General features: G+C 68.9%; 22 protein-coding genes, 1 tRNA gene and 1 pseudogene. 14 read left to right on the top strand and 10 right to left on the bottom strand.

The genetic code is table 11. The features are described 5' to 3' along the window. Together IEY93_RS30555 and IEY93_RS30560 are read left to right on the top strand one after the other, a co-directional pair. Positions 1-310, top strand: a 310-nt coding sequence (locus tag IEY93_RS30555; protein WP_229691606.1) for an acyl-CoA dehydrogenase family protein, incomplete at its 5' end; no start/stop codon positions are given. A gap of 20 nt (positions 311-330) precedes the next feature. Beyond that, positions 331-1,554, top strand: a complete 1,224-nt coding sequence (locus tag IEY93_RS30560; protein ID WP_189166623.1) for an acyl-CoA dehydrogenase family protein — start codon at positions 331-333, stop codon at positions 1,552-1,554. A gap of 98 nt (positions 1,555-1,652) precedes the next feature. Here the strand turns inward: IEY93_RS30560 and IEY93_RS30565 are convergent, their stop codons facing one another. Then, positions 1,653-2,384 carry a response regulator transcription factor gene (locus tag IEY93_RS30565; protein WP_189166624.1) on the bottom strand — a complete coding sequence of 244 codons (732 nt, stop codon included), beginning with the start codon at positions 2,382-2,384 and terminating at the stop codon, positions 1,653-1,655. Positions 2,385-4,001: 1,617 nt separating this feature from the next. Here IEY93_RS30565 and IEY93_RS30570 point away from each other — a divergent pair. The 3 genes from IEY93_RS30570 (at position 4,002) to IEY93_RS38755 (ending at position 5,232) form a co-directional block, all read left to right on the top strand. Then, positions 4,002-4,475: a GNAT family N-acetyltransferase gene (locus tag IEY93_RS30570; protein ID WP_189166625.1), complete on the top strand. Its 474-nt coding sequence runs from the start codon at positions 4,002-4,004 to the stop codon at positions 4,473-4,475. A gap of 386 nt (positions 4,476-4,861) precedes the next feature. After that, positions 4,862-5,044 (top strand): hypothetical protein, encoded by a 183-nt coding sequence (locus tag IEY93_RS38750; protein ID WP_229691615.1) that lies wholly within the window; start codon positions 4,862-4,864, stop codon positions 5,042-5,044. 11 nt (positions 5,045-5,055) lie between these two features. Further along, positions 5,056-5,232: a tyrosine-type recombinase/integrase gene (locus IEY93_RS38755; RefSeq protein WP_229691611.1), complete on the top strand. Its 177-nt coding sequence runs from the start codon at positions 5,056-5,058 to the stop codon at positions 5,230-5,232. 62 nt (positions 5,233-5,294) lie between these two features. On the opposite strand, the gene IEY93_RS30580 is transcribed toward IEY93_RS38755, so the two are convergent. The 9 genes from IEY93_RS30580 to dnaA all read right to left on the bottom strand — a co-directional run bounded on the left by IEY93_RS30580 (position 5,295) and on the right by dnaA (position 18,160). Further along, a tRNA-Ile gene (locus IEY93_RS30580) sits at positions 5,295-5,371 on the bottom strand. A 159-nt stretch (positions 5,372-5,530) separates the two neighbouring features. After that, the gene (locus tag IEY93_RS38760; RefSeq protein ID WP_229691607.1) at positions 5,531-6,316 is read right to left on the bottom strand and encodes a DUF3566 domain-containing protein; all 786 of its coding nucleotides are present in this window, start codon (positions 6,314-6,316) and stop codon (positions 5,531-5,533) included. A gap of 209 nt (positions 6,317-6,525) precedes the next feature. Further along, positions 6,526-9,024: a DNA gyrase subunit A gene (gene gyrA, locus IEY93_RS30590; RefSeq protein ID WP_189166626.1), complete on the bottom strand. Its 2,499-nt coding sequence runs from the start codon at positions 9,022-9,024 to the stop codon at positions 6,526-6,528. Between the two features lie 52 nt (positions 9,025-9,076). Beyond that, positions 9,077-11,020, bottom strand: a complete 1,944-nt coding sequence (gyrB, locus tag IEY93_RS30595; protein ID WP_189166627.1) for a DNA topoisomerase (ATP-hydrolyzing) subunit B — start codon at positions 11,018-11,020, stop codon at positions 9,077-9,079. Positions 11,021-11,377: 357 nt separating this feature from the next. After that, the gene (locus tag IEY93_RS30600) at positions 11,378-11,905 is read right to left on the bottom strand and encodes a DciA family protein (protein WP_189166628.1); all 528 of its coding nucleotides are present in this window, start codon (positions 11,903-11,905) and stop codon (positions 11,378-11,380) included. Further along, positions 11,895-13,136 carry a DNA replication/repair protein RecF gene (gene recF, locus IEY93_RS30605; protein WP_189166629.1) on the bottom strand — a complete coding sequence of 414 codons (1,242 nt, stop codon included), beginning with the start codon at positions 13,134-13,136 and terminating at the stop codon, positions 11,895-11,897. Before recF ends, IEY93_RS30600 begins: the two co-directional genes overlap by 11 nt. Before the next feature lie 225 nt (positions 13,137-13,361). Continuing rightward, positions 13,362-14,384: a phosphogluconate dehydrogenase (NAD(+)-dependent, decarboxylating) gene (gene gnd / locus IEY93_RS30610; protein ID WP_268241592.1), complete on the bottom strand. Its 1,023-nt coding sequence runs from the start codon at positions 14,382-14,384 to the stop codon at positions 13,362-13,364. 15 nt (positions 14,385-14,399) lie between these two features. Further along, positions 14,400-15,536, bottom strand: a complete 1,137-nt coding sequence (gene dnaN, locus IEY93_RS30615) for a DNA polymerase III subunit beta (protein ID WP_189166631.1) — start codon at positions 15,534-15,536, stop codon at positions 14,400-14,402. A gap of 587 nt (positions 15,537-16,123) precedes the next feature. Beyond that, a complete protein-coding gene (gene dnaA / locus IEY93_RS30620; protein ID WP_189166632.1) occupies positions 16,124-18,160 on the bottom strand; it encodes a chromosomal replication initiator protein DnaA in 2,037 nt (678 codons plus the stop codon). A 616-nt stretch (positions 18,161-18,776) separates the two neighbouring features. Between dnaA and rpmH the strand changes: the two genes are divergently transcribed. The 9 genes and pseudogenes from rpmH to IEY93_RS39840 all read left to right on the top strand — a co-directional run. Beyond that, positions 18,777-18,914: a 50S ribosomal protein L34 gene (rpmH, locus tag IEY93_RS30625; protein ID WP_010849920.1), complete on the top strand. Its 138-nt coding sequence runs from the start codon at positions 18,777-18,779 to the stop codon at positions 18,912-18,914. Positions 18,915-19,039: 125 nt separating this feature from the next. Continuing rightward, the gene (gene rnpA / locus IEY93_RS30630; RefSeq protein WP_229691609.1) at positions 19,040-19,411 is read left to right on the top strand and encodes a ribonuclease P protein component; all 372 of its coding nucleotides are present in this window, start codon (positions 19,040-19,042) and stop codon (positions 19,409-19,411) included. Then, a complete protein-coding gene (gene yidD, locus IEY93_RS30635; RefSeq protein WP_189166634.1) occupies positions 19,408-19,761 on the top strand; it encodes a membrane protein insertion efficiency factor YidD in 354 nt (117 codons plus the stop codon). The genes rnpA and yidD overlap by 4 nt, the downstream gene beginning before the upstream one ends. A 4-nt stretch (positions 19,762-19,765) precedes the next feature. Then, positions 19,766-20,728: a membrane protein insertase YidC gene (gene yidC / locus IEY93_RS30640; protein ID WP_189166635.1), complete on the top strand. Its 963-nt coding sequence runs from the start codon at positions 19,766-19,768 to the stop codon at positions 20,726-20,728. Between the two features lie 28 nt (positions 20,729-20,756). Further along, positions 20,757-21,257 carry a Jag family protein gene (locus IEY93_RS30645; RefSeq protein WP_189166636.1) on the top strand — a complete coding sequence of 167 codons (501 nt, stop codon included), beginning with the start codon at positions 20,757-20,759 and terminating at the stop codon, positions 21,255-21,257. A gap of 433 nt (positions 21,258-21,690) precedes the next feature. Beyond that, entirely contained in the window at positions 21,691-22,380 is a 690-nt protein-coding gene (gene rsmG, locus IEY93_RS30650) for a 16S rRNA (guanine(527)-N(7))-methyltransferase RsmG (protein ID WP_189166637.1), read from the top strand. Positions 22,381-22,613: 233 nt separating this feature from the next. Beyond that, a complete protein-coding gene (locus IEY93_RS30655) occupies positions 22,614-23,462 on the top strand; it encodes a ParA family protein (RefSeq protein WP_275411995.1) in 849 nt (282 codons plus the stop codon). 159 nt (positions 23,463-23,621) lie between these two features. Beyond that, the gene (locus tag IEY93_RS30660) at positions 23,622-24,587 is read left to right on the top strand and encodes a ParB/RepB/Spo0J family partition protein (protein ID WP_189166639.1); all 966 of its coding nucleotides are present in this window, start codon (positions 23,622-23,624) and stop codon (positions 24,585-24,587) included. A gap of 319 nt (positions 24,588-24,906) precedes the next feature. Further along, positions 24,907-24,981, top strand: a pseudogene (locus tag IEY93_RS39840) (DNA gyrase subunit A); the annotation flags it as partial.

Here is a 24,981-nt window from a genome sequence, read left to right on the forward strand (position 1 = left end):
CGTCCGGTTCACCCTCGCCGACCTGGCCACGCGGTGCCAACTGGCCACCGAGGTGCTGCATCGCGCCGCCAAGCGATTCGACGGCGGCGGCACCCCTTCCTACCAGGACGCCGCCACCGCCCGGCTCTTCGTGACGGCCGCCGTCCGCGCGGTCACCGAAGGCGCCGCGCGGCTGTCCGGCCCTCTCCCCCGGAGCGGCGACCACCTGATCGAAAGGGCGCATCGAGACGCGCTGTTCTTCGCCGAGACCGGCGGCGGCACCGAGGTGCTGCGGCCGGTGATCGCGGCGTCCGTCCTGGGACTCGGCTGACGATAGGACTGCAGATGGACATGAACGGCAAGCAACACGACATCGCCTCCCCACACGACTTCCCCGGCATCCAGGCCCGGGCGGCCCAGACCGACGCGGCGGGCCGCATCCCCTCCCAGAACTGGAAGGAGCTCGCCGAAAGCGGATACCAGGGACTGTTCCACCCGCCGGAGGTGGGCGGCACCGCCGCCGGCCCCACGGTCCAGGCGGAGGCCATGGAGGCACTGGCCCGGGCCTGCCCGAGCACCTTCTGGGCGGCGACCGTGTCCGCACTGCTGTGCGGCAAGCTGATCTCCACCTACGGCGACCTGCGCGAACACGAGCGGCTGCTCCGGCCGCTGGTGTCGGGTGAGTCACTGAGCTGCTTCGCCGTGGCGGAGACGACCGCGGGAAGCGACGCCGGCACCTACCGCACCACGGTGCGCCCCGCCGGAACGCCCGGCGGCGGCTACCTCATCCAGGGCGAGAAGTCGCGCATCGCCAACGCGCCCTGCGCCGACCTCGCCGTGACACTCGCCAGGCGGGAGAAGCTCCCCGGGGACGACGGACCCGACTGGTGCCTCGCCTTCGTGAACCTGCGGCAGCCCGGCGTCCAGCGATACGAGATCCCGCACATGGGGCTGCGGGGGATGCCCTGGGGCGGCATCGTCTTCGACGACGCCCACGTCGCCGAGGCCGATGTCGTACCCGTGCCCTTCGAGGAGCTCGCCGAGGGCATGGCCTGGGGGTGGCTGCTGGTCTCCATCTCGGCCGTCGCCGTCGCGGAATCCGCCTTGGCCGCCTCCGTGCGGCATGCCCGGGAGCGGGTCTCGTTCGGCCGGCCGCTCGCGCACATGGAGGGCGTGCAGGCCCAGATCGCCGACTCCCGCGCCCAGATCGACGCCGCCCGCCTCCTGGCCCACCGTGCGGCGGGCGAGCGTGCGGCGGGCCGGTCGGCCCGCGATCTGATCGCCATGCTCAAGATCTACGCCACCGAGATGGCGGTCGAGGTCACCACGCGCGCCGTGCAGATCCACGGGGCGACCGGCGTCACCCAGGGACACGAAGTGGAGCGCCTCTACCGGGACGCCCAGATGAACGTCATCGGCGGGTTCACCACCAACCGCCTGCGTGAGCTGGTCGCCGAAGGCATGGGTCTGGGACCCGCGGTCTACGAGCCCTTCGACTGGGTGACCCCCACCGGCCTGGGCCGGGACCCGGCCGGGCTCGACGGCTTCGCGCACCTCGCCCGCGCCGTGTCGTGACCGCCCGGGGCCACTGCGGCGGGTAGGAGGTCGTGCTCTGCCGCCCGGCGACGGCGTCGAAGCCGTCGCCGTGGCCCCGCCCCCGCCACGCCGATCGCTCACACGCTCTCGCCGACCGCCCCCACCTCCTGCATGCGATCATCCCGGCGTAGCTCGGTGCGTTTGTATCCCTGTCCTATTCGATAGCCGACGCCCCGTACCGTGACGATCCATTCGCTGCCCAGCTTGGCGCGCAGGCTGCTGACGTGCGTGTCGATCGTGCGGCTGCACATCACACCGTCGGACTCCCAGACCTTCTTCATGAGGTCCTTGCGCGACACCACTCTTTCCGGGTTGGCGGCCAGAATGTAGAGAAGATCGAATTCCTTCGCCGTGACGTCTATCTCCTGGTGGTTGAGATGGACCTTCCGGGCGCCGCTGTCGATGTGCAACGGGCAGAGCGAAATGGACTGCGGTGTGTGCACGCGCGGGTACGCGCGCCGCATCAGGGCCTCGATGCGGGCCACGACCTCGCGGAGACCGCACGGTTTGGACACGCAGTCGTCCGCGCCGGCCTGGAGCGCGAGAACCCGGTCCAGCTCGGTGTCCCGGCCGGCGAACGATATGATCGGGGTATTGCTGCTGTCTCTTATGGCCCGGCAGACTTCCAGTCCGTCGATGTCGGGGAGTTCAAGGTCGAGTAGCACCAGGGTGGCGCTGCGATGCGCCTTCAGCGCCTCCGCCCCCGTGTTGACGCTCTTCACGTAATAACCTTGCCGGCGCAGATCACGTACCAGTGACTCGGCCGTGGGGGCGTGCGCTTCTACCACAAGTACCTTTACGACATCCATCGCTGACTCCCCTAAGCGTTTGGTTTCAGACGTCGACGAAGCATGAGGTGACCACCTTGGGATCTGTGGGACGACGGACGGCGCCATGACGGATCGAGTGACGGGGTGACGATCCCGAAGCCGATTCGGATTCCGCAGTGCGGGACACAATCGCACGGCAGAGAGCACGGTGCCCGGCGAGGCATGTTTCGACCTCGGCGCGTGCACAACGGAGCATTCATGGCGGACGACGGACGCGCCACGGCAGGGGGCCGCGTTCCGGGAATCGTGACAGACGGTGCCATATTGCTGCCGCTGACGAACGGGCGAGCGGCGCGACACGGAAAGCGGTAACCATCTCGCCGGACCGATGCTCAGACGTCATCGTGCCGTCCACACATCCGTGCACCACCTTCGACACGCGTCACTAGGACAGCTCTCCTGGTCCTGATTCTGGCGATCCGCGCGTTAGGTGATTTGCGGCGGGATGGCGCTCTGACGTGCTTGTTCGCTCAGGCCACGTGATCGGTCACGTCGCTTTCCTTGCCGTGCTCCTGCGGACCGCGATCGCGGCACGCCGACGGCCGGCCCTTCATCCCATTGCTTCCGGCGGCTTTGCGACGTCGACGCCGCCGGCGACCAATCCCGGTCTTCGGGGTATCCACCGAGCTGGACCGCGACGGCCACGGCCCGGGGATATCTGCCCGAAGTCATATCCAGAGCGACGCGGAGGAGGAGACCTAAACCCCGAGGAGTGTGCGGCCGTTTCTCTATCGAGCGGCGCGATGCGAGGTGCCATCATCGCCCCGCCACCCCCTTTCCGGTCAGGGAGTCCCCTGGAAAAGGTCAAGGTCCATTTCCCGCTAAACAGCCCGAACACACACATGCGGTCGGACTCTTATGCTGAGTATATACAAATGTGATTTACCCTCAATGTGATGTAGATCACATCGGCCGGTAAAGATCCGTGCATTTAGCGGACATTTGTCCCCTGCGGGTGGCATATCATCGGCCGTACCTCCCCGGCAGGGTGGCCCATTCCCTCGCTTGAGGATAAGATCACACCTTCGCCGGAGCCGGCCGGCGAGCCGTCCCTTTTCGCCACGCAAATCCAGCCGCACCCATACCTGAGAACGGTGACAATCCGTATTGTATTGTTGACACAGAGAGTCAGGCCGGGCGCCGGGTGAACACCAAAGGCGCAACCGAACAGGCACTCGAACGGCTCGGAACGTCAAGGGCATGCGAATTGTCGGGAACGCCCACAACCCTGACCGGATGACCGAAACCGACTCCCAGGCCGAGCGGATCCGGCCAGCGCTTCCACGATCAGCGACCTGAAGGTCTGGCGGGTGCTTGGGGACATGCATGAGCGCCACCGGCTGGATCGCCCCAGCCGCTCGGTGAGCGTCGTCCCGCGCGGGTCAGGGCCGCAGGGCATCGCCACAACGCCGCCAACCCGCCGGCGACCTCTTGACCACCCACCAGTGACGACGGAGCCACTGGGGCAATATGGCTCCATGGCCGACCTGGTTGTGGAGATCCACGTCCCGCTGGACGAGAACGAGATCCCGTCGGGAACGGATTATCCGGCCGGGCGATGTCTGCACGAGGCCGTGCAATCCGTATGGTCCTAGCATGACTAAGAGCTTCCGCCTTGCGCCTATTACACCTGCCAACATCGAGATGGCTATCGCCGTCAAAGTCCGCCCCGACCAGGAGCGCTTCGTCTCACCGGTGGCGAAGTCGCTGGCCGAGGCTTACGTCCACCCGGAGGTGGCCTGGCCACGCCTCATCTTCGATGGCGACCGTCCGGTGGGCTTCCTCATGGCCTTCCTCGATATCGACTGGGACGGTAAGGGAGTCGATTTCCGGTCCGGCTTGTGGCGTCTCAACGTGACGTCCGACGCGCAGGGCGGTGGGATCGGCCGCTTCGCCGTCGCAGCAGTGGCCGCTGAAGTCAGGCGTCGCGGTGGCACGCAGATGTATGTCTCGTGGGAGCCGGGAGAGGGCGGGCCCGAGGGTTTCTATCGGAAGCTTGGGTTCCGGCTCACAGGTGAGAAGAGCGGAGGCCAGACGGTCGGGGTGTTGGATCTGACGAACCCCTCGTAACGGCGACTGTCGTGGCTCGGTGGGCCGGGGCTGAGGTACGAAGTCCCGGACCGTCGATCGCCCCCAACCTCGTGTGGTGGTCGGCCACAGCATGGCGATCGTCGTGCTGTATCTGTGCGGCGCGTGCCTGGTCAGCGGGTGAGGCTTGGTACGGCGGGCGCTTCGTGCGGCGGGCGGCCCGCGTTCCCGCCGCTGGCGGGACCGGCGCCCACGCCATCAGCCGGTCCCGCCGGTGCCCTTGCTGGGGCTTCCGTTCATCCCGGTGGAGTTCGACGGCATGACCGTCACGCCGTGGCAGAACGGGCAGCGCATCGCCTACTCGGTTCGGGCGCGTGAGATGCGGCATCCCGCCACCACCAGAGCCAGGAGAACCAGGAGGGCGTCGTATGAGCGGCTACAGCTACACCACCGTCAGCATGCACCCGGGCCAGTCCCCCCGGGTGGGGGTGAGCATCCACCCCGACGAACACGCCAGGGTCGCCTACTACCCGGCCGGCGACAGTGTCCGTGCGTTCCTGTCCGTCGACTACGGCGGTCCTTCGCCCGGATCGTCGCGGATGAGGAGCTGAGGCCGATCCGGCTGCACGATCTTCGGCACACTGCGGCGTCGCTGCTCAAGAAACTCGGTGTGGCGCCCCGCGACGCGATGGAGATTCTCGGGCACAGCCGGATCTCGGTCACGATGGAGATCTACACGCACGGCGACGAGGAAAGCCGGGAGAGCGCGATTCGCAAGGTCAACGACCTGTTCGAATAGGCCATTGCAGTAGTGGTTGCAGTAGAAAGCCCCGGACGGAGATCCGTTCGGGGCGTTTCGGCTGGTGGGGCTACCAGGACTTGAACCTGGGACCTCTTCCTTATCAGGGAAGCGCTCTAACCGTCTGAGCTATAGCCCCGCTGGCGGAGAGAAGACTATCGCTTCCGCGAGTGAGAAGCGAACCATCTCGCCGACAGGGAAAAGCTTACCGTGCTCTGTGGCCGCCTCGCGCCAAACCGGGGTCCGTTGTCCCCCGAACCTGGATGGACGGGGGCGTACGGGACGGGCGAGGCGGCGGTCACTCGGCCTCGCTGAAGGTCACCTCGACGCCGCCGACGAGGTCGGAGGCGACGTTGTAGATGACGGATCCCAGCGTGGAGAGCGCGGTGATGAGCACGACGTTCACCGCGCCGAGCAGGGCGGTGTAGCCGAGGATGCGCGCGGGCTCGAACCAGGTCTTGATGTCGAAGCCGGCGCTGGACTTGCCGTCGGGCGAGGTGAGCTGCGTCACGGTGTTCACGATGGAGTCGAAGACGCCGAGTGCGGACAGCACGCCGTACAGGACGGCGACGGCCACGAACAGCACCACGAAGCACACCAGTGAGACGACGAAGCTGAACTTCATCGCCGACCAGGGCTCGACGCGGCGGAGCACCAGGTGAGCCTTGCGGGGCGCCTTGGGCGCCGCGGGCTTGTCACGCTGCTCCGAGCGGCCGGCGACCGGCTCAGGGCTGGCCAGGGCCGAGACGGCGCCGAAGCCGCCCTGCTGCCTGGAGCCGCCACCGGACGGAGCCGGCGTGGCCGGACGGGCCGCCGGGCCGGAGGCCGTGCCGGGGCCGGGGCGCGGCGCTCCGCCCGCCGGGCGCGGGCCGGGGCCCGGCGCCGGTGGCCGGGGACCGGGGGGCGTGGAGGTGGGAGTGGGAGTGGTGCCGGCCGGCTTGGGAGACGGCCTGGTGGGCCCGGCGCCCTGACCGTCCGCGGACGACCAGGAGTTGTCCGGCACCGAGGAGGACCGGATGCGCAGGGTATCGTTCCCGCCATCTCCACCCACGGGGGGCGGCGCGGCGTCGTTGTCACTGGACACGACGACAACCCTGTCATCACCCGGCTCGCCGGGGGAACGGACCTTGCCGGTACTTTCCGAGGTGTTCACGCTCTCCGTCACCTGGTTGCGCGTGGAGGAGTTCACCGAGGAAGCCGGACGGGCCCCCTTTGGTGCCGGCCGCTTGCGGGCCGTGGAGGATCCGGGGGGCTTACCCGCCCCGCCGGAACCGCCGGAGTTCGCCTGAGGGCTCATTCGTCAACTCCCCCGTTGTCCTCGGTGTCGAGCGACTCGGCATTGCGGGCGAGGGCAACCACGCTGTCTCCCTCAGAGAGGTTCATCAGGCGCACTCCCATGGTCTGGCGGCCGGACTGCTTGATCTCACCCGCACTGGTCCGGATCACCCCACCGGCCGAGGTGATCGCGAACACCTCGTCCTCGGGCCTCACCATGACTGCTCCGACCAGCTTGCCACGGGCACTCACAATCTTCGCAGTCAGTACACCTTGCCCGCCTCTTCCTTGAAGAGGATATTGATCCGCGGGTGTCCGCTTCGCATACCCACCCTCGGTCGCGATAAGCACGTCATCGCCGTCGCTGAGGACGTTCATCGCCAGCAGTTCGTCGCCGTCCAGGAACCTCATGCCGATGACGCCGCTGGTGGCGCGGCCCATCGGCCGCAGGGCGTCGTCGGAGGCGGTGAACCGGATGGACTTCGCCCCCCGGGAGACCAGCAGCAGGTCGTCGTCCTCGCTGACCAGCCGCGCCGCGATCACCTCGTCGTCCTCGCGGAGGTTGATGGCGATCAGGCCGCCGGACCTCGGCGAGTCGTACTCCGACAGGCGGGTCTTCTTCACCAGGCCACTGCGGGTGGCGAGCACCAGGTAGGGAGAGACCTGGTAGTCGCGAAGGTCCAGGACCTCCATGACGTGCTCGTCGGGCTGCATGGCCAGCAGGTTGGCCAGGTGCTGGCCCCGGGCGTCCCGGCCGGCGTCGGGCAGCTCGTAGGCCTTGATGCGGTAGACGCGGCCCTTGTTGGTGAAGAACAGCAGCCAGTGGTGGGTCGTCGTGACGAAGAAGTGCTCGACGATGTCGTCCTGGCGCAGCTGCGCACCCCGGACGCCCTTGCCACCGCGCTTCTGGGCGCGGTAGAGATCGGTCTTGGTGCGCTTGGCATAGCCGCCACGGGTGATCGTGACGACCATGTCCTCCTCGGCGATGAGGTCCTCGATGGACATGTCGCCGTCGTAGGCCACGATCTCGGTCTTGCGCTCGTCGCCGTACCGGTTGACGATCTCGGTGAGCTCGTCGCCGACGATCTGCCGCTGGCGGACCGGCGAGGCCAGGATCTCCTGGTAGTCGGCGATCTGCGTCATCAGGCCGTTGTACTCGTCGGTGATCTGCTGACGCTCCAGGGCGGCCAGCTTGCGCAGCTGCATGTCCAGGATGGCCTGGGCCTGGATCTCGTCGATCTCCAGCAGCTCCATCAGGCCGCCGGACGCCTGCGCCGCCGAGGGGGAGCGGCGGATCAGGGCGATGACCTCGTCCATGCGGTCCAGCGCCTTGAGCAGGCCGCGCAGGATGTGCGCGCGCTCCTCGGCCTTGCGCAGCAGGTAGCGCGTGCGCCGGACGACGACCTCGATCTGGTGCTCGACGTAGTACTTGACGAACTGGTCGATGCGCAGCGTCCTCGGCACGCCGTCGACCAGGGCCAGCATGTTGGCGCCGAACGTCGTCTGCAGCTGGGTGTGCTTGTACAGGTTGTTCAGCACGACCTTGGCGACGGCGTCCCGCTTGAGGACGATCACCAGGCGCTGACCGGTGCGCGAGGAGGTCTCGTCGCGCACGTCGGCGATGCCGTTGATCTTGCCGTCCTTGACCAGCTCGGCGATGGTCAGCGCGAGGTTGTCCGGGTTGACCTGGTACGGCAGCTCGGTGACCACCAGGGCCTGCCGGCCCTTGGCGTCCTCCTCCACCTCGACGATGGCCCGCATGGTGATCGAACCGCGCCCGGTGCGGTAGGCGTCGTCGATGCCGCGGCGTCCGACGATCAGCGCGCCCGTCGGGAAGTCGGGGCCCTTGACGCGGGCGATCAGCGCCTCGAGCAGCTCCTCCTCGGAGGCGTCGGGGTTCTCCAGCGCCCAGTGGACGCCGGACGCCACCTCGCGCAGGTTGTGCGGCGGGATGTTGGTCGCCATGCCGACCGCGATGCCGGCCGAGCCGTTGACCAGGAGGTTCGGGAACCGCGACGGAAGGACGACGGGCTCCTGGGAGCGGCCGTCGTAGTTCGGCTGGAAGTCGACGGTCTCCTTGTCGATGTCACGGAGCATCTCCATGGCTATCGGCGCGAGCCGGCACTCGGTGTACCGCATGGCGGCGGCCGGGTCGTTGCCGGGCGAGCCGAAGTTGCCCTGCCCGTCGACCAGCGTGTAGCGCGGCGCCCACGGCTGCGCGAGCCGCACGACGGTGTCGTAGATCGACGTGTCGCCGTGCGGGTGGTAGGACCCCATCACGTCACCGACGACGCGAGAGCACTTGAAGTATCCGCGGTCAGGGCGGTACCCGCCGTCGTACATGGCGTAGAGCACGCGCCGGTGCACGGGCTTGAGGCCGTCGCGGACGTCCGGCAGCGCGCGGGACACGATGACCGACATCGCGTAGTCCATGTAGCTGCGCTGCATCTCGGACTGGATGTCGACCGGTTCGATGCGGTCGGCAGGCGGCCCAGGCGGGGTGTTCACTTCCGTCACGGGTGGTCGTTCCTTTTCCGAAAGATGGGTCTGTACGGCGGCCGCTGCACGTCTAGACGTCGAGGAACCGGACGTCCCGCGCGTTCCTGATGATGAACGACCTGCGCGCCTCGACGTCCTCGCCCATCAGGACGGTGAACATCTCGTCGGCCTGTGCGGCGTCGTCGAGGGTGACCTGGAGGAGGACCCGGGTGGCCGGGTTCATGGTGGTGTCCCAGAGCTGGGCGGCGTTCATCTCGCCCAGTCCCTTGAAGCGCTGGACGCCGTCGTGCAGGCGCGGGTCGCGACGGCCCTGCGCGATCCCGGCCTCGATGACGGCGTCCCGCTCACGGTCGGAGTAGGCGTAGCTGGCGTCCTCGCCCTTGCGGTCCCACTTGATCTTGTAGAGCGGCGGCTGGGAGAGGTAGACGTGGCCGGCCTCGATCAGCGGCCGCATGAAGCGGAAGAGCAGCGTCAGCAGCAGAGTGGTGATGTGCTGACCGTCGACGTCGGCGTCCGCCATCAAGATCAGCTTGTGATAGCGGAGCTTGGAGATGTCGAACTCGGCGTGCACGCCGGTGCCGAGCGCGGTGATCAGCGCCTGCACCTCGTTGTTCTTCAGGACCCGGTCGATGCGGGCCTTCTCGACGTTGAGGATCTTGCCGCGGATCGGGAGGATCGCCTGGAACTTCGGGTCGCGGCCGCCCTTGGCGGAGCCGCCCGCGGAGTCACCCTCGACGATGTACAGCTCGCACTTCTCGGGCTCGGTCCACTGGCAGTCGGCGAGCTTGCCCGGCAGCCCGGAGCCGGCCTCCAGCAGCGACTTGCGCCGGGTGAGGTCGCGGGCCTGGCGGGCGGCGATGCGCGCCCGGGACGCCTGCAGAGACTTGTTGATGATCTCCTTGGCCTCGCCCGGGTTGCGCTCGAACCAGTCGCGCAGGAAGTCGTTGCACGCCTTCTGCACGAACGACTTGGCCTCGGTGTTGCCGAGCTTGGTCTTGGTCTGGCCCTCGAACTGCGGGTCGGCGAGCTTGACCGAGATGATCGCGGTCAGGCCCTCACGCACGTCGTCACCGGTGAGGTTGTCGTCCTTGCCCTCCTTGAGGAACTTCTGCTCACGCGCGTAGCGGTTGACGATCGACGTCAGCGCCGCGCGGAAGCCCTCCTCGTGGGTGCCGCCCTCGGCGGTGTTGATGGTGTTGGCGAAGGTGTAGACCGACTCGGTGTAGGAGGCGTTCCACTGCATGGCGATCTCGACGGAGATGCCGTCGCCCTCGGACTCGAAGTCGATGACCGAGTTGTGGACCGGCTCCTTCTTGGAGTTGATGTGCTTGACGAAGTCGGACAGGCCGCCCTCGTAGTGGTAGGTCACCACGTGGGGCTCGCCGTTGACGTGGTCGGGCCGCTCGTCGCTCAGGATGATCGTCAGGCCCTTGTTGAGGAAGGCCATCTCCTGGAAGCGGCGGGACAGCGTCTCGAAGTTCCACGTGGTGGTCTCGAAGATGGTGTCGTCGGCCCAGAAGGTGATCGAGGTGCCAGTCGCCTCGGTGGCCTCGCCCTTGACCAGGGGGCCGGTCGGCTTGCTCTCGACGTAGGACTGCTGCCAGTGGTGGCCGTCGGTCTTGATCTCCACCTCGAGGCGGGTGGACAGGGCGTTGACCACCGACACGCCGACGCCGTGCAGACCGCCGGAGACGGCGTAGGACTTGCTGTCGAACTTGCCGCCCGCGTGCAGCACGGTCAGGACGACCTCGACGGCGGGCCGCTGCTCACCGGGGACGATGCCGACCGGGATGCCGCGGCCGTTGTCCACCACCCGCACGCCGTTATCGGGGAGAAGGGTGACCTCGATGCGGTCGGCGTAACCGGCGAGCGCCTCGTCCACCGAGTTGTCGACGACCTCGTAGACCAGGTGATGGAGGCCACGTTCGCCGGTCGAGCCGATGTACATGCCGGGGCGCTTACGAACCGCCTCGAGGCCTTCGAGAACGGTGATTGAGCTAGCGTCGTAGGACAAGTGCGAAATCCTCCTGCCGCGGACATACGACAGGACAGGCCACCAAGCGGCTGCCCCTGCCGTGCCCGTCACCGTCGTGAGTGCCTGGATGCGTCCACCCATGGGAGACCGGCACGGGGCCGGGGGTGACTCGCATGCGGACGTGTCCGGAATCCAAGTTCATTCTACCGGTCAGAAGCGCATCAGGTGGCATTGACGGCCGCTGTGGTGGCCTGTCGGGCGTTCGACTCCCATCTGAGCATCCCCCCACGAGGGACGGGGTCACTCGCGCCAGGGTGATTCTGATCGGTTTCCCCGGGGTGGACGCCCTGCCACGGGCCACTCGCCGCGGAGAGTGAACTCGCTGTGACGCATCTGTCAACCATACGTGTCACGTGGACCCCTGTAGCCGGTAACGCGCAGCCCGCCGGAAGGCCGTGGACCGTTCTGCGGGCCGCGCACCCGCACCCTGTGCACCGTGCCGTCGCCGAGCTCCTCGTTCAGCCGCCGCACCAGGGTGGCGGCGAGGAGGCGCACCTGGGTGGCCCAGGCGGTGGAGTCGGCGACGACCAGCACCTCACCGTCGGCGAAGGTCTCGGGTTTGGTGTGGGCCGCGAGATCGGGCCCGACGATCTCGCGCCAGCGGCCGAACACGCCACCCACCGCGATCGGCTGCTCCCAGCCGCGGTCGGACAGCAGGTCGCGGATGGCGCGGCCGAACAGCTGCGGATCGGATGCGTCGCGTCGTGCCTGCGACGACGACGCCCGCCGGCGCGGCTCGCGCCGGGGCAGTTGCCCGCGCTTGGCGGCGTCGGCCTTGGCCTGGGCGAGTTTCTCCCGCGCGAGGGCGGCGCCGCGCGCCGCGACGCCGTCGGGGGACTGGACTCCGGATGGCTCACCTGACACGGGTGACACTCCCTTCCGCCACGTCGAACCGGGCACCGGCGAGCTGGGCCGGGACGTCCTCGGGCACCGCCGCGGTGATGAGCACCTGTTCGGCCGGAGCGACGATGTCGGCCAGACTGCGCCGCCTGCGGGCGTCCAGCTCGGCGAAGACGTCATCGAGGATCAGGACCGGGTCGCCGCCCTCGGCCCGGAGCAGGTCGTACGCGCCGAGGCGCAGCGCGAGGGCGAACGACCAGGACTCGCCGTGGCTGGCGTAGCCGCGCGCCGGCAGCTCGCCGAGGCGCAGCAGCAGGTCGTCGCGGTGCGGGCCGACCAGAGTGACGCCGCGTTCGAGCTCGGCCTGGCGCACCTCCAGCAGGCTCGCTCGAAGGGCCTCCTCGAGCTCTGACCGCCCGGGCAGCGGCGTCGCCGGCTCCGTGACCGGCGGCGCCGCCGGGCCGTCGCCCGGTGCGGGCGGCAGTCCGTCCACCGCTGTGGACAACGTGTGGCGGTATTCCATGCCGGCGGGGGCCGATGCGGGGGCCAGCAGGGCGTACGCCTTAGCGACCAGCGGGCGCAGCGCCGCCACGAGCTCCAGGCGGGCGGCGAGCAGCTCGGCGCCGTGGCGGGCGAGGTGGGCGTCCCAGACCTCCAGCGTGCTGAGCGCGTCGCCCGCCCCGGCCGCGGCGAACCCCGCCTCGGCCTCCTGCCGGCGCGGGCCCTGCCGGCGGCCGTGCCGCGTCTGCACGGCGCTGCGCAGCAGGGCGCCACGCTGCTTGAGCACCCGGTCGTAGTCGGCGCGCACGCCCGCGAAGCGGGGCGCCCGTGCGACCAGCAGGTCGTCCAGGAAGCGGCGCCGGTCGGCGGGGTCGCCCTTGACCAGCGCGAGATCCTCGGGGGAGAACAGCACCGTGCGCAGCAGGCCGAGGATGTCGCGCGGCCGCGGCACGGGGGAGCGGTTGAGTCGCGCACGGTTGGCCCGGCCGGGGTTGATCTCCAGCTCGACGAGGGCGCGCCGGTCGTCGCGGACCACCGCCGCCCGGACGATGGCCCGCGAGGCGCCCTGGCGGACGAGCGGGGCGTCGGTCGCCACCCGGAAGCTGCCGAGTGTCGCGACGTACGCCAGAGCCTCGACGAGGTTGGTCTTACCCTGGCCGTTCGGGCCGACGAACGCCGTCACTCCCGGCTCCAGGGCCAGCTCCACGGAGGAGTAGGACCGGAAGTCGGTCAGCGACAGGTGGGCGACATGCACCCCACGAAGGTTAGTGCGCCCCTACGACAACAGCGGCACAAGTGCTCGCTCTGTGTACGGATCGCCGCTTCCGTCACACGATCGCGAGAGTTTTCCCCAGGCTGTGCGTGACCATGCCCCCGCCAGGCCCTCCGTACAGGGCGTGGCGGTCGTGCGGGTGCTCCTCGTACTGCCGATGCCGGACCGGCCTGTGGGCGCCCACAGGCGGCGCCCACAGGCCGTGGATCAGTGCCCGCCCTGGAACGGCGGCGTGACGTCCGCGCCCGGAGCGTCGGCGCCCTTGGCGTGCTGCCCCTCGACGGAGGTCACCGCATGGCCGCCGAACTGGTTGCGCAGCGCCGCGACCATCTTCATCGCGGGGGAGTCGTCCTGGCGGGAGGAGAAGCGCGCGAAGAGGGCCGCGGTGATGGCCGGCAGGGGGACGGCGTGGTCCACCGCGGCCTGGACGGTCCAGCGGCCCTCTCCGGAGTCCTCGGCGTAGCCCTTGAGCTCCGCGAGGTCGGGGTCCTGGTCGAGAGCCCGCACCAGCAGGTCGAGCAGCCAGGAGCGGATCACCGTGCCCGTGCGCCAGCTCGCGAAGGTGCCCGGCACGTCGGTGACGATGTCGGTGGCCTCCAGCAGCTCCCAGCCCTCGGCGAAGGCCTGCATCATGCCGTACTCGATGCCGTTGTGGACCATCTTGGCGAAGTGGCCCGCGCCGACGGTGCCCGCGTGGACGAAGCCGTCCTCGCCCTCCGGCTTGAGGGAATCGAAGATCGGCATGAGCCGCCCGACGTTCTCGGCGTCGCCGCCGACCATCAGCGCGTAGCCGTTCTGCAGGCCCCAGACCCCGCCGCTGACGCCGGCGTCGACGAAGCCGATGCCCCGCTCGCCGAGCTGATCGGCGTGCTTCTTGTCGTCGAGGTAGTGGGAGTTGCCGCCGTCCACCACGATGTCACCGGGGGACAGCGCCTCGCACAGCTTGTCGACGGTCGCCCTGGTGGCGTCGCCGGCCGGCACCATCACCCACACCGCGCGGGGCGCCTGGAGCCGCTGGACGAGCTCGTCGAGGTCGGCGACGTCGCTGACCTCGGGGTGGCGGTCGTAGCCCACCACGTCATGACCGGCGCGGCGCAGCCGCTCGGCCATGTTGCCGCCCATCTTGCCCAGTCCGATGATGCCGATCTGCATAACTGCCACCCCTTGCGCGAGAAATCCCATCGACGACGTGTCCCACGCGTCGTCACTGCCCCACCCCGTCCATGCGATGTGGACGAGGGGATACTAACTGGACAGCCTGATGGGCATGATGAGGTACCGGTAGTCAGGCGTCCCTCCGTCGTCCACAGGCTTTCCACCAGTGAGGATGGCCGGCTTGGTGGACGTGGTGAACTGCAGGCGCGCCACGTCGGAGTCGATCGCGCCGAGCCCCTCCAGCAGGAACTGGTGGTTGAAGGCGATGTTGATCTCTTCGCCCTCGAACTCCACCGGGAGCACCTCGACGGCCTGCGCCTCGTCGCCGCTGCCGGCCTCCAGGACGACCTCGCCACCGTGGAAGGCCAGGCGCACCGGCGTGTTGCGCTCGGCCACCAGGGCCACGCGCTTGACCGCCTCGACGAACGCCGACGTGGGGATGTCGGCGTGCGCCGAGAACTCCGTCGGCAGCAGCGAGCGGTACTTCGGGAACTCCGGGTCCAGCAGCCGGGTGGTGGTGCGCCGTCCGGCACTGGAGAACCCGATCATGCCCTCGCCGGTGCCGCCGGAGGAGCTCAGGGCGATCTCGACCTCGGCGCCCGTGGTGAGCGACTTGGCGGTGTCGGCGAGCGTCCTGCCCGGGATCATCGCGATGGCCGAGAAGTCGGCCTGGTCGGGCTGCCACTTCAGCTCGCGCACCGCCAGGCGGTAGCGGTCGGTGGCGGCCAGGGTCACGGTGTCGCCCTCGATCTCCATGCGCACACCGGTGAGCATCGGCAGCGTGTCGTCCTTGCCCGCCGCGACGGCGACCTGGGCGACCGCCGAGGAGAACGTGTCACTGCCGACCCGGCCGGCGGCGGGCGGCATCGCCGGCAGCGAGGGGTAGTCCTCCGCGGGCATGGTGAGCAGAGTGAACCTGGCGCTTCCACAGGTGACGACGGCCTTGGCGCCCTCGACCACGAAGTCCACAGGCTGTGAGGGCAGCGCGCGGGTGATCTCGGCGAGCAGGCGGCCGGAGACGAGCACCAGGCCGGGGTCGCCGGTCTGCAACTCCAGGGTCACCTCGGCGGAGACCTCGTAGTCGAATCCGGAGAGCTTGAGCTGCTGGTTCTCGGTGACCTCCAGTCGCATACCGGCCAGCACCGGCACCGAGGGCCGGGCCGGCAGGCTCCGTGCGGTCCATGCGACCGCTTCTGCGAGTACGTCTCGGTCGACACGGAACATCACGTCGAACCGCCTCCTGTCGTCTTCGGCTGTGTCTTGATCGCGGTCTTGATCCCGGCTCGACTGGTCCGCGCCGTTGATTCAAGTGTTCACCCTCCCGCACGGGAGCACCGCGAGAACCCTTCTATGGGTCTTGAGTTCTTAGTAGAGAGAGATACAGGTCATCACATTAGGGGCCGTGGATACTGTGGAAAACCGGTGTCCTCGCAGCTCAGGGACCATATTTTTTCCACCGCGCCTGTGCATGGGCGGTGGGTAACCTCGCCGTGCCTGGGGACGGCCGAGAGTTGCCCACAGGCCATCCCCAGATCGGGGGGTCTTCATCCACCGGTCATCCACGAGGTTTCCACCGGTTATCCACGGGGTAGGAGTCCGTTTTGCGCATGGGCTCGAACGTCGCCCACAGGGCATGCACAGGTTGTCCACGAGATGTCCCCAGGTCTTCCCCAGGATGTCCCCAGGTTTTTCCCCAGGTTGTGAGCGGTGCTCTCTCGGCCGGACGCTTGCTTGTTCGCCCGTTCGATCCGGCATTCCGGTCATTCGTTGACACCGTGGTCCGATCCACAGAGATATCCACAGGCTGTGGATCATCAGGCGTTGCGGGAGTTCTGTTTGATGCGGTTGGTCAGCTCGGTGACCTGGTTGTACATCGAGCGCCGCTCGGCCATCAGCGAGCGGATCTTGCGCTCGGCGTGCATGACGGTCGTGTGATCGCGTCCGCCGAACTGCTGACCGATCTTGGGCAGCGACAGGTCGGTGAGCTCACGCGCCAGGTACATGGCGATCTGCCGTGCCGTCACCAGCACCCGTGAGCGCGAGCTGCCGCACAGGTCGTCGATCGACAGCCCGAAGTAGGCCGCCGTCTGCGCCATGATCGTCGCGATGGTGATCTCGGTGCTGGAGTCCTCGGTGATGAGGTCCTTGAGCACGACCTCGGCGAGCTGCAGGTCGACGGACTGCCGGTTGAGGCTGGCGAACGCCGTCACCCGGATGAGCGCTCCCTCCAGCTCGCGGATGTTGGTCGAGATCTTGCTGGCGATGTACTCCAGCACGTCGCCCGGCGCCGCGAGCCCTTCCTGGATGGCCTTCTTGCGCAGGATCGCGATGCGCGTCTCGAGCTCGGGCGGCTGGACGTCGGTGATCAGGCCCCACTCGAAGCGGTTGCGGAGCCGGTCCTCCAGGGTCACGAGCTGCTTGGGCGCCCGGTCACTGGAGATCACGATCTGCTTGTTGGCGTTGTGCAGGGTGTTGAAGGTGTGGAAGAACTCCTCCTGGGTCTGCTCCTTGCCCTCCAGGAACTGGATGTCGTCCACCAGCAGGATGTCCACGGCCCGGTAGCGCGCCCGGAACCCGTCGGCCTTGTGGTCGCGGATCGAGTTGATGAAGTCGTTGGTGAACTCCTCCGAGCTCACGTACCGCACCCGGGCACCGTCGTAGAGCCGCTGGGCGTAGTGGCCGATCGCGTGCAGGAGGTGGGTCTTGCCCAGCCCCGAGTCGCCGTAGATGAACAGCGGGTTGTACGCCTTGGCCGGCGCCTCGGCCACCGCGACGGCGGCCGCGTGCGCGAACCGGTTGGACGCGCCGATGACGAAGGTCTCGAAGGTGTACTTGGGGTTCAACCTGCCGGGCTCCCCCGGCTTGCCGCCCCGGGCCGGCGCCGGCGACCCGCCGTCCCAGCGGTGCTGCCCGGGGGGACGGTCGTAGCTCTGCTGCTCCTGGCGCGGGCGCGGCGCCTGACCCTCCGGCCGGCCCGCGTACGGTTGCGCCCCGTATCCACCGGTCTGTGCGGGATAGGGACGCGAGGCGTCGCCCTGGCCGTAGGGCTGCCCGCCCTCTCCCTGCGGGAACCCTTGCGCGGCCTCGCCGGAGGCGTACGGCTGCCCGGAATCACCCTGTCCATAGGGCTGTGAGCCGTCGGAGTGCGCGGGATACGACGAGGATTCGCCCCGGGGGAACGGCGGCCTGCCGTCGGCGCCGGAGTAGGGCTGCCCGGCCTCGCCCGGCGGGAAGGGCTGGGAGGCCGGCGGCTCCTGCTGGGCGGGACGTCCCTGCTCCTGCCCCGGCCGGGCGTACCCCTCGGCGTCGCCGCCCGGGAAACCGTCCTGGCGGTATGCGGCGGACGACCCGGCGGGGCCGCCGCCGTAGGGCTCTTGAGCGTCACGTCCATAGGGATAGGTGTACGGCCGCTCCTGTGGCCTTCCCTGTGGATAATCGGTGGACGATCCCTGGTCGCCGAAGGGGCGACGGTCCGTGGAACCCGGCCGGCCCGGCTGTCCGTACCCCGGCTGGGGTTGTCCACCTTGGGGATAACCCTGCGCCGCGGCCTGTGGATAACCCTCGGGCCCGGGGCCCGCAGGGTCGGCGGCGACGGCCACGGGGTCCACCATGACGGCGACGCGCATCGGACGGCCGAACTCCTGGGAGAGCGCCTGGGCGATCAGCGGCCGCAGCTTGGTCTCGAGGACGTCCTTGGCGAAGTCGTTCGGCGCGGCGAGGATGATCGTGTCGTTCACGAGCCCGAACGGCCGGGTCATGTTCAGCCACGCGCGCTGCTGGGGCGGCACGCTGCCCTCGGCCAAGCTCTCCAGCGCCCGTGCCCACAACGGGCCGAGGTCGACGCCATCCATTGGCCTGGCCCCTTCTTCTCAGCGCGGCCCCCGCCGCTCGCCGCGATCCCTTTTTCCACAAGGACGCCCGCCGGAGCACGCTCCGCCGGTGCTGGGCCTCGCGGCTGTCTCCACAGCGTTGTCCGCAGGCCGCCTCCGGTGGTCCACAGTGGATCCACACTCGATCCACATGATTTCCACAGGTGACACCGCCGGTCCACGGCCTTCCAGGTGTGCTTCCTCGCACATCGGATACGTACGGAGGGTAAGGTCCGGAGGGCCGACAGTAGCGTTGTGCACATCCCTGTTCAAGACGTTGTCCACAGCCTAGGGCAGGCTGGGGGCGAGACGATGCACATCCTGTGGATGACGCGCCAGCCGGTGGAAAACCGCCCTGTGGAATAGTGGATAACCTGGCGAGACACGGGCGGACGGCCCGGGACGCCGGCCGTCCGGTCCAAAGGCGCGGCAGGTGAGATGGGGCGTCCGGTTTGACCTCCGGGCTTCCGGCCCCGTAACGTACGACGGTCGGCTTGTCGCGCGATGGCACTTTGGCGTGCCCGCCCGTTGGCAGGCCTTGCCCTGTGTGTCAATCGTTCGCACTGTGTGCGGGCGAACTCAAGCCTGGAGCCCACTCGTGAGCAAGCGTACTTTCCAGCCGAACAACCGTCGCCGCGCGAAGACCCACGGCTTCCGGCTGCGCATGCGCACGCGGGCCGGTCGCGCCATCCTCGCCGCCCGCCGTCGCAAGGGCCGCGCGGAGCTGTCCGCCTGACAGCGCGCGCGGAGCGCCCGGTGCGTGCTCGTCTCGCCCGTCGGAACTGACCGGCGGGCGACAGCCATGCCCGGGCGCGTTCACGTCTGAAAGCAGGTCCACTCGTGCTGCCGTCCGCCTTCCGCATGCGTCGGGCCGATGAGTTCGCGAGCGCGATCCGCAAAGGCAGGCGCGCGGGGCGGCCCACGCTGGTCGCCCACTACAGCGACCGGGGCGACCCCTCCGACCCTCCGAGGGTCGGGTTCGTGGTCAGCAAGGCCGTCGGCGGGGCGGTCGTCCGCAACCGGGTGAAGCGCCGGCTCCGCGATCTGATGCGGCACCGCCTGCACGCGCTTCCTAGAGGTAGCCTGCTTGTTGTACGCGCCAATCCGCAGGCGGCGTCCGCGCGCAGCGATCAGCTCGCCGCCGAGCTGGACGTCGCGCTGGACCGGCTGGTCGGAGGGCGGGCGCCGGGACGGCGGCCCGACCCGCGGGCCGCGACGGATGGACAGGCATGACCAACGCAGACCCAGAGGCGAGAGATCGGGACGCGGGCGGGGCCGCGCTCCCTTCGCCGGGCACGGCTGCCGACGCCACGCGACCACCCGAGGTCTCGACGGCCGCGCGCCTCCTCATCGCCCCGATCCGGTTCTATCGAGCCTTCATAAGCCCCCTCCTTGGGCCGCGATGCCGCTTCGAACCGTCCTGCAGTGCCTACGGCCTCGAGGCGATAGCCGTCCACGGCGCGCTGCGCGGGCTGTGGCTGACCGCCAGGCGAATCGGGCGTTGCCACCCCTTCCACCCGGGAGGTTACGACCCGGTGCCTCCGCGCCCGGTCCGGTCCCACGACGAAACGCAAGGGAGCTAGCTCGGTGGAGCTGACATTCCTGGAACCGCTGTACACCGCCGTGGCGACGGTGATCGCCTGGATCCACTCGGCGTACAGCATCCTCATCCCCCCGGACAACGGGCTGAACTGGGCGCTGACCATCATCACGTTGACCGTGCTGATGCGTCTGCTGATCTTCCCGCTCTTCCTCAAGCAGATGCGCTCGTCGAAGAAGATGCAGGAACTCGCCCCCAAGGTGCAGGAGCTGCGCAAGAAGTACAAGAACGACAAGCAGCGCATGAACCAGGAGGTCATGAAGGTCTACCAGGAAGCCGGCGCCAACCCGCTGGGCGGTTGCCTGCCCATCGTGGCCCAGTTCCCGATCTTCATCTCCGTCTTCACGGTGCTGCGGTCGATCGCCGAGGACAAGGCCGCCCACGGCATGACCCAGCAGCTGGTGGACTCCGCCAGGTCCGCGCACATCTTCGGCGCGCCGATCCCGGCGACCTTCTTCACCAGCAACGCCGACATCATCGGCTTCGGCGCCGACCCGATCGTGACCAAGATCGTCCTGGGCGTGTTCGTGGCGATCAGCTCCACCACGACGTTCCTCACCGTCCGGCAGAGCGTCACCCGTTCGATGGCGCAGATGCCCGACAACCCCATGGCGCAGCAGCAGAAGATCCTCATGTACATCTCGCCGCTGTTCGCCATCTTCAGCTTGAACTTCGCGCTCGGGCTTATCCTTTACTGGGTCACCACCAACCTGTGGACTCTTGGTCAGCAACACTGGTTCTACAGCCGGCACCCGACGCCGGTGGTGGACGCCAAGGGCAACGTGGTGGAGCCCGAGCCCAAGCCAGGGCTGCTGAGCAAGGTCATGCCGAAGAAGGCCGCCAAGGAGCCCGCGGACGAGCCTCCGCCGGCTCCCGAGCCTAAGATCATCCGTCAGCAGCCCACGCGGCAGCCGCGCAGCAAGCGCACAGGTAGCACCAAGAAGCCGTAGCCGGTTGTCTTCGAAGGAGAGCGCGGACGTGACCGAAGTCAACGAGGAGCAGGCCCCGAAGGCCGCGCCCGACGTCGCCGCCCTGGAGCAGGAAGGCGAGATCGCGGCGGACTACCTCGAAGGTCTGCTGGACATCGCCGACATCGACGGCGACATCGACATGGACGTCGAAGGCGACCGTGCCCTGGTGTCCATCGTCGACATCAAGGGCAACGATCTCGTCGGCGCGCACGGCGAAGTGCTGGAAGCGCTGCAGGAGCTCACCCGCCTGGCCGTGCACCGGCGCACCGGTGAGCGGTCCCGGCTGATGCTCGACGTCGCCGGCTACCGCCAGGGCAAGCGCGCCGAGCTGAGCAAGCTGGGCGCCAGGGCCGCCGAGGACGTCAGGCGTTCCGGCCAGGCCAAGTCCCTGCAGCCGATGACGCCCTTCGAGCGCAAGATCGTGCATGACGCCGTCGCCGCGGCCGGGCTGCGCAGCGAGTCCGAGGGGGAGGAGCCCGAGCGGTACGTCGTCGTCCTGCCCGCCTGACGGGGGCATTGCGCGACCCGCGTAGGGACCACATGCGGCAAAGGGCCGCCGATCCGATGGATCGGCGGCCCTTTCGATTGCCCGGGCCCTGCCATCGGGTCTGTGAGCCTCCCCTCCGCCGGACCTGTGTGAGCCGCCGGTGGGCCGAGCGCCGGGCAACCCGATGCGTCGCTTCCTTTCTAACGACCGGCGCTCTCCCCCACCGTCGCCCGGGCCGCCGACCTGCCGAACCGATGCCGGATCTTGCCTGGTGACGGGCCTGAGCATTGCCGGGCGCTGTCCGGCCTTCTCCTTGTACCGCCCGTCCCAGACCACCCACCCGTGTGGTGACGGCGCGCCGCCACAGTGCGGAACCGCCGCGTCGAGCGATCGGAGGCGGCGGAGGCGGCTACCCTTACGCCGAGATATTGCGACGGCTCTAGTTGAGTGAGTGATGGCGGAAAGCGATGAACTGCCCGAAGCGCCCGATGTGGCGCGCGAGGTCTTCACCGGTGAGGCATGGTCCCGGGCCCGGGCGTTCGCGGAGATCCTGGCGGGGCCCGGCGTCGTAAGAGGACTGCTCGGTCCCCGGGAGGTCCCGCGCATCTGGGACCGGCACCTGCTCAACTGCGCGGTGGTGGCCGAGGCCGTGCCGGAGGGCGCGCACCTGGTCGACATCGGATCCGGAGCGGGGCTTCCGGGCCTGGTCCTGGCGATCGTCCGGCCTGACGTGACCGTGACGCTGCTGGAGCCGCTCCTGCGCAGGACGACGTTCCTCGAGGAGTGCGTGATCGAGTTGAAGCTCGCCAACGTGGAGGTGGTGCGGGGACGGGCCGAGGAGCTGGCCGGTAAGCGGGTCTTCGACGTCGCCTCCGCGCGTGCCGTCGCGCCGCTCGACCGCCTGCTCGCCTGGTCGCTGCCCCTTCTGCGGGAGGGGGGCCAGCTTCTGGCGATGAAGGGAGAGCGTGCCGCGGAGGAACTGGACGCCGCGGAGCAGCAATTGCGGGCATACGAGGTGCGTTCCGCCGAACTTGTCACAGTCGGGCGCGGTAAGGTCGATCCGCCCGCCACTCTCGTGCGGGTGGTCGCCGGACGCGCACCCGTGCGAAACGCACAGGGTGCGCGGCGCCGACGGAAGAGGTGACGGTTATGCCGGATACGGCAGGCGGCCTTGGCTGGCCCGCTGGTCATGTCCTCGTGATGAGCGGGAGACCCTCGGGTCTCGGCTGGCCGCCCTACCCCGATCCCGCCCCGCCGGTGAAAAGGACGACGACCGTGCCGCAGGTGGCACAGCCCCCGCTTAACCCCGGCGACTCGCCGCTGGTCCGAGAGGCGCTCAGCTCAGTGGTTTCACGTGAAACAGCTCCGTCCACTCCCGTGGCCGCCGCTTCGATCGGCTACTCGTCCTCCCTGCGCGAGGGCGACTGGCCCCGTCCGCCGAAGCCGCGGATCATCACCATCGCCAACCAGAAGGGCGGCGTCGGCAAGACCACGACCGCCGTCAACCTCGCCGCGGGCCTGTCGATGCACGGGCTGCGCGTCCTCGTCGTCGACCTCGACCCCCAGGGCAACGCATCGACGGCGCTGTCGGTCGAACACCGCGGTGACATCCCGTCGGTCTACCAGGTGCTCGTCGAGGACCTCGCGCTCAAGGACATCGTCAACTCGGTGCCCGACATGCCCAATCTCTACTGCGCGCCGGCGACCATCGGGCTGGCCGGCGCCGAGATCGAGCTGGTGTCGCTCGTCGCCCGGGAGGCCCGGCTCAAGCGGGCGCTGGAGGCGTTCGACGCCATCGAGCTGGACTACATCTTCATCGACTGCCCGCCGTCGCTCGGTCTGCTCACCGTGAACGCCATGGTGGCCGCCGAAGAGGTCATGATCCCCATCCAGTGCGAGTACTACGCGCTGGAAGGCGTCAGCCAGCTCCTGCAGAACGTCGAACTCGTCCGCGTCCACCTCAATCAGCGGCTCAAGGTGTCCACCGTCCTGCTCACCATGTACGACGGCCGCACTCGGCTGGCCTCTCAGGTGGCCGAGGAGGTGCGGTCGCACTTCGGTGACACGGTGCTCAACACGGTCATCCCACGCAGCGTCCGGGTGTCCGAGGCGCCCAGCTACGGACAGTCCGTGCTGACCTACGACGCCGGCTCCAGCGGGGCGATGGCGTACATGGACGCGGCGCGGGAGATCGCGTATCGCGGTGCGGCGATGGCGGAAGGCTGACCGTGTCCGGCGGCGGTACTCTCCTGTGGAGCGTGCCGAGCCGGACCCCGCCGGGCCGGGAGCAGGGCAGGATTCGAGTGGAACGCGCGGTGGCAGAGACGGTGCCCGACAGAGTGTCGGTCTCCGCGCGGGTGAGCCGGGGTTGGCCGAGGAGGAGTCGTGGTTCAGCAGAGGCGTGTCGGACTGGGGAAAGGGCTCGGCGCTCTGATCCCCACCGGGCCGGTCGTCGAGGCGGCGAGCCCGCCGTCCGGATCGGCCGCGAGCGGCTCGCCGGCCGACGAGGGGCCCAAGCCGGTCGCCGGGGCGTACTTCCTGGAGATCCCGGTCGCCGCGATCATTCCGAACCCGCGCCAGCCCCGGGACATCTTCGACGAGGACGCCCTGCGCGAGCTGGCCGACTCGATCCGCGAGGTCGGGCTGCTCCAGCCCATCGTGGTCCGCGCGGTGGGGCAGGGCCGCTATGAGCTGATCATGGGGGAGCGGCGCTGGCGGGCGTCCCAACTGCTGGAGATGACCGAGATCCCGGCGATCGTCCGCGGCACGCAGGACGATGAGATGCTGCGCGAGGCGCTCATCGAGAACCTCCAGCGGGAGCAGCTCAACGCGCTGGAGGAGGCCGCGGCCTACCGCCAGTTGCTGGACGACTTCGGCGCCACCCACGAGCAGCTCGCCCAGCGGGTCGGCCGTTCTCGCTCGCACATCACCAACACGCTGCGGTTGCTGAACCTCCCGGGCAACGTGCAGACGAGGGTGGCGGCCGGGACCATCAGCGCCGGGCATGCCCGAGCCCTGCTCCCGCTCAGTGACCCGGCCGCGCAGGAGCACCTGGCGAGCCGTATCGTGGCCGAAGGACTGTCGGTGCGCACGGTGGAGGAGATCGTCTCCATGGGCGAGGCCACGGCCGCGCCGGCCCCGCGCCCTCGCCGCGCGAAAGACGCCCCCGAGCCGGTGCTGGCCCATCTCGCCCACCGCCTCTCCGACCACTTCGAGACCCGGGTGAAGGTCGATCTCGGCCGGCACAAGGGCCGCATCGTCGTCGAGTTCGCCACGATGGACGATCTGGAGCGCATCATCGGGGCCATGGCGCCACAGGCCGCCAACGCCTTCGATGGCACCGACGACTGATCTTCTTCCCCTCGCCCCCTCCGCCATGTGGCGCATCCACGCGACGATGACCGACCCCCACACGGCGTTCTGGGAGATCGGCATGGATGTGGCTTCCGCATGTGGGCGGGGGAGGCTCGTCGTTTCACGTGAAACCAGGACGCGGGCAAGCTGACCGCCGAGCACGGTGACGCGGAGTCTCGCCGCAGGGGCGCTGATGTCGGTGGCCTATGGGCAACCGACCGCAGAAGTGGTGAGGGCCCCTGGTCATCGCCGCCAGCGAATTCGTGCGGGGCGGCTTTGACCCTTCCTCACCGGGCACTGACCTACTTCAAGTCGCTCTCGCGTCGTCGGTGACGTGATGGGGTCCTACCACCCGCACGGCGACACGTCGATCTACGACACCGTCGTGCGG

It is taken from the genome of Sphaerisporangium melleum, from assembly GCF_014646695.1.
Classification (GTDB): domain Bacteria; phylum Actinomycetota; class Actinomycetes; order Streptosporangiales; family Streptosporangiaceae; genus Sphaerisporangium; species Sphaerisporangium melleum.

What these genes read in the sequence shown, in the direction of transcription:
- IEY93_RS30570 (WP_189166625.1), top strand. Translation starts at nt 4,002, where the DNA reads ATGACTAAGAGCTTCCGCCTTGCGCCTATTACACCTGCCAACATCGAG.
- IEY93_RS30565 (WP_189166624.1), bottom strand. Translation starts at nt 2,384, where the DNA reads ATGGATGTCGTAAAGGTACTTGTGGTAGAAGCGCACGCCCCCACGGCC.
- IEY93_RS38750 (WP_229691615.1), top strand. Translation starts at nt 4,862, where the DNA reads ATGAGCGGCTACAGCTACACCACCGTCAGCATGCACCCGGGCCAGTCC.
- dnaA (WP_189166632.1), bottom strand. Translation starts at nt 18,160, where the DNA reads ATGGATGGCGTCGACCTCGGCCCGTTGTGGGCACGGGCGCTGGAGAGC.
- rnpA (WP_229691609.1), top strand. Translation starts at nt 19,040, where the DNA reads ATGCGTCGGGCCGATGAGTTCGCGAGCGCGATCCGCAAAGGCAGGCGC.
- IEY93_RS30560 (WP_189166623.1), top strand. Translation starts at nt 331, where the DNA reads ATGAACGGCAAGCAACACGACATCGCCTCCCCACACGACTTCCCCGGC.
- rsmG (WP_189166637.1), top strand. Translation starts at nt 21,691, where the DNA reads ATGGCGGAAAGCGATGAACTGCCCGAAGCGCCCGATGTGGCGCGCGAG.
- yidD (WP_189166634.1), top strand. Translation starts at nt 19,408, where the DNA reads ATGACCAACGCAGACCCAGAGGCGAGAGATCGGGACGCGGGCGGGGCC.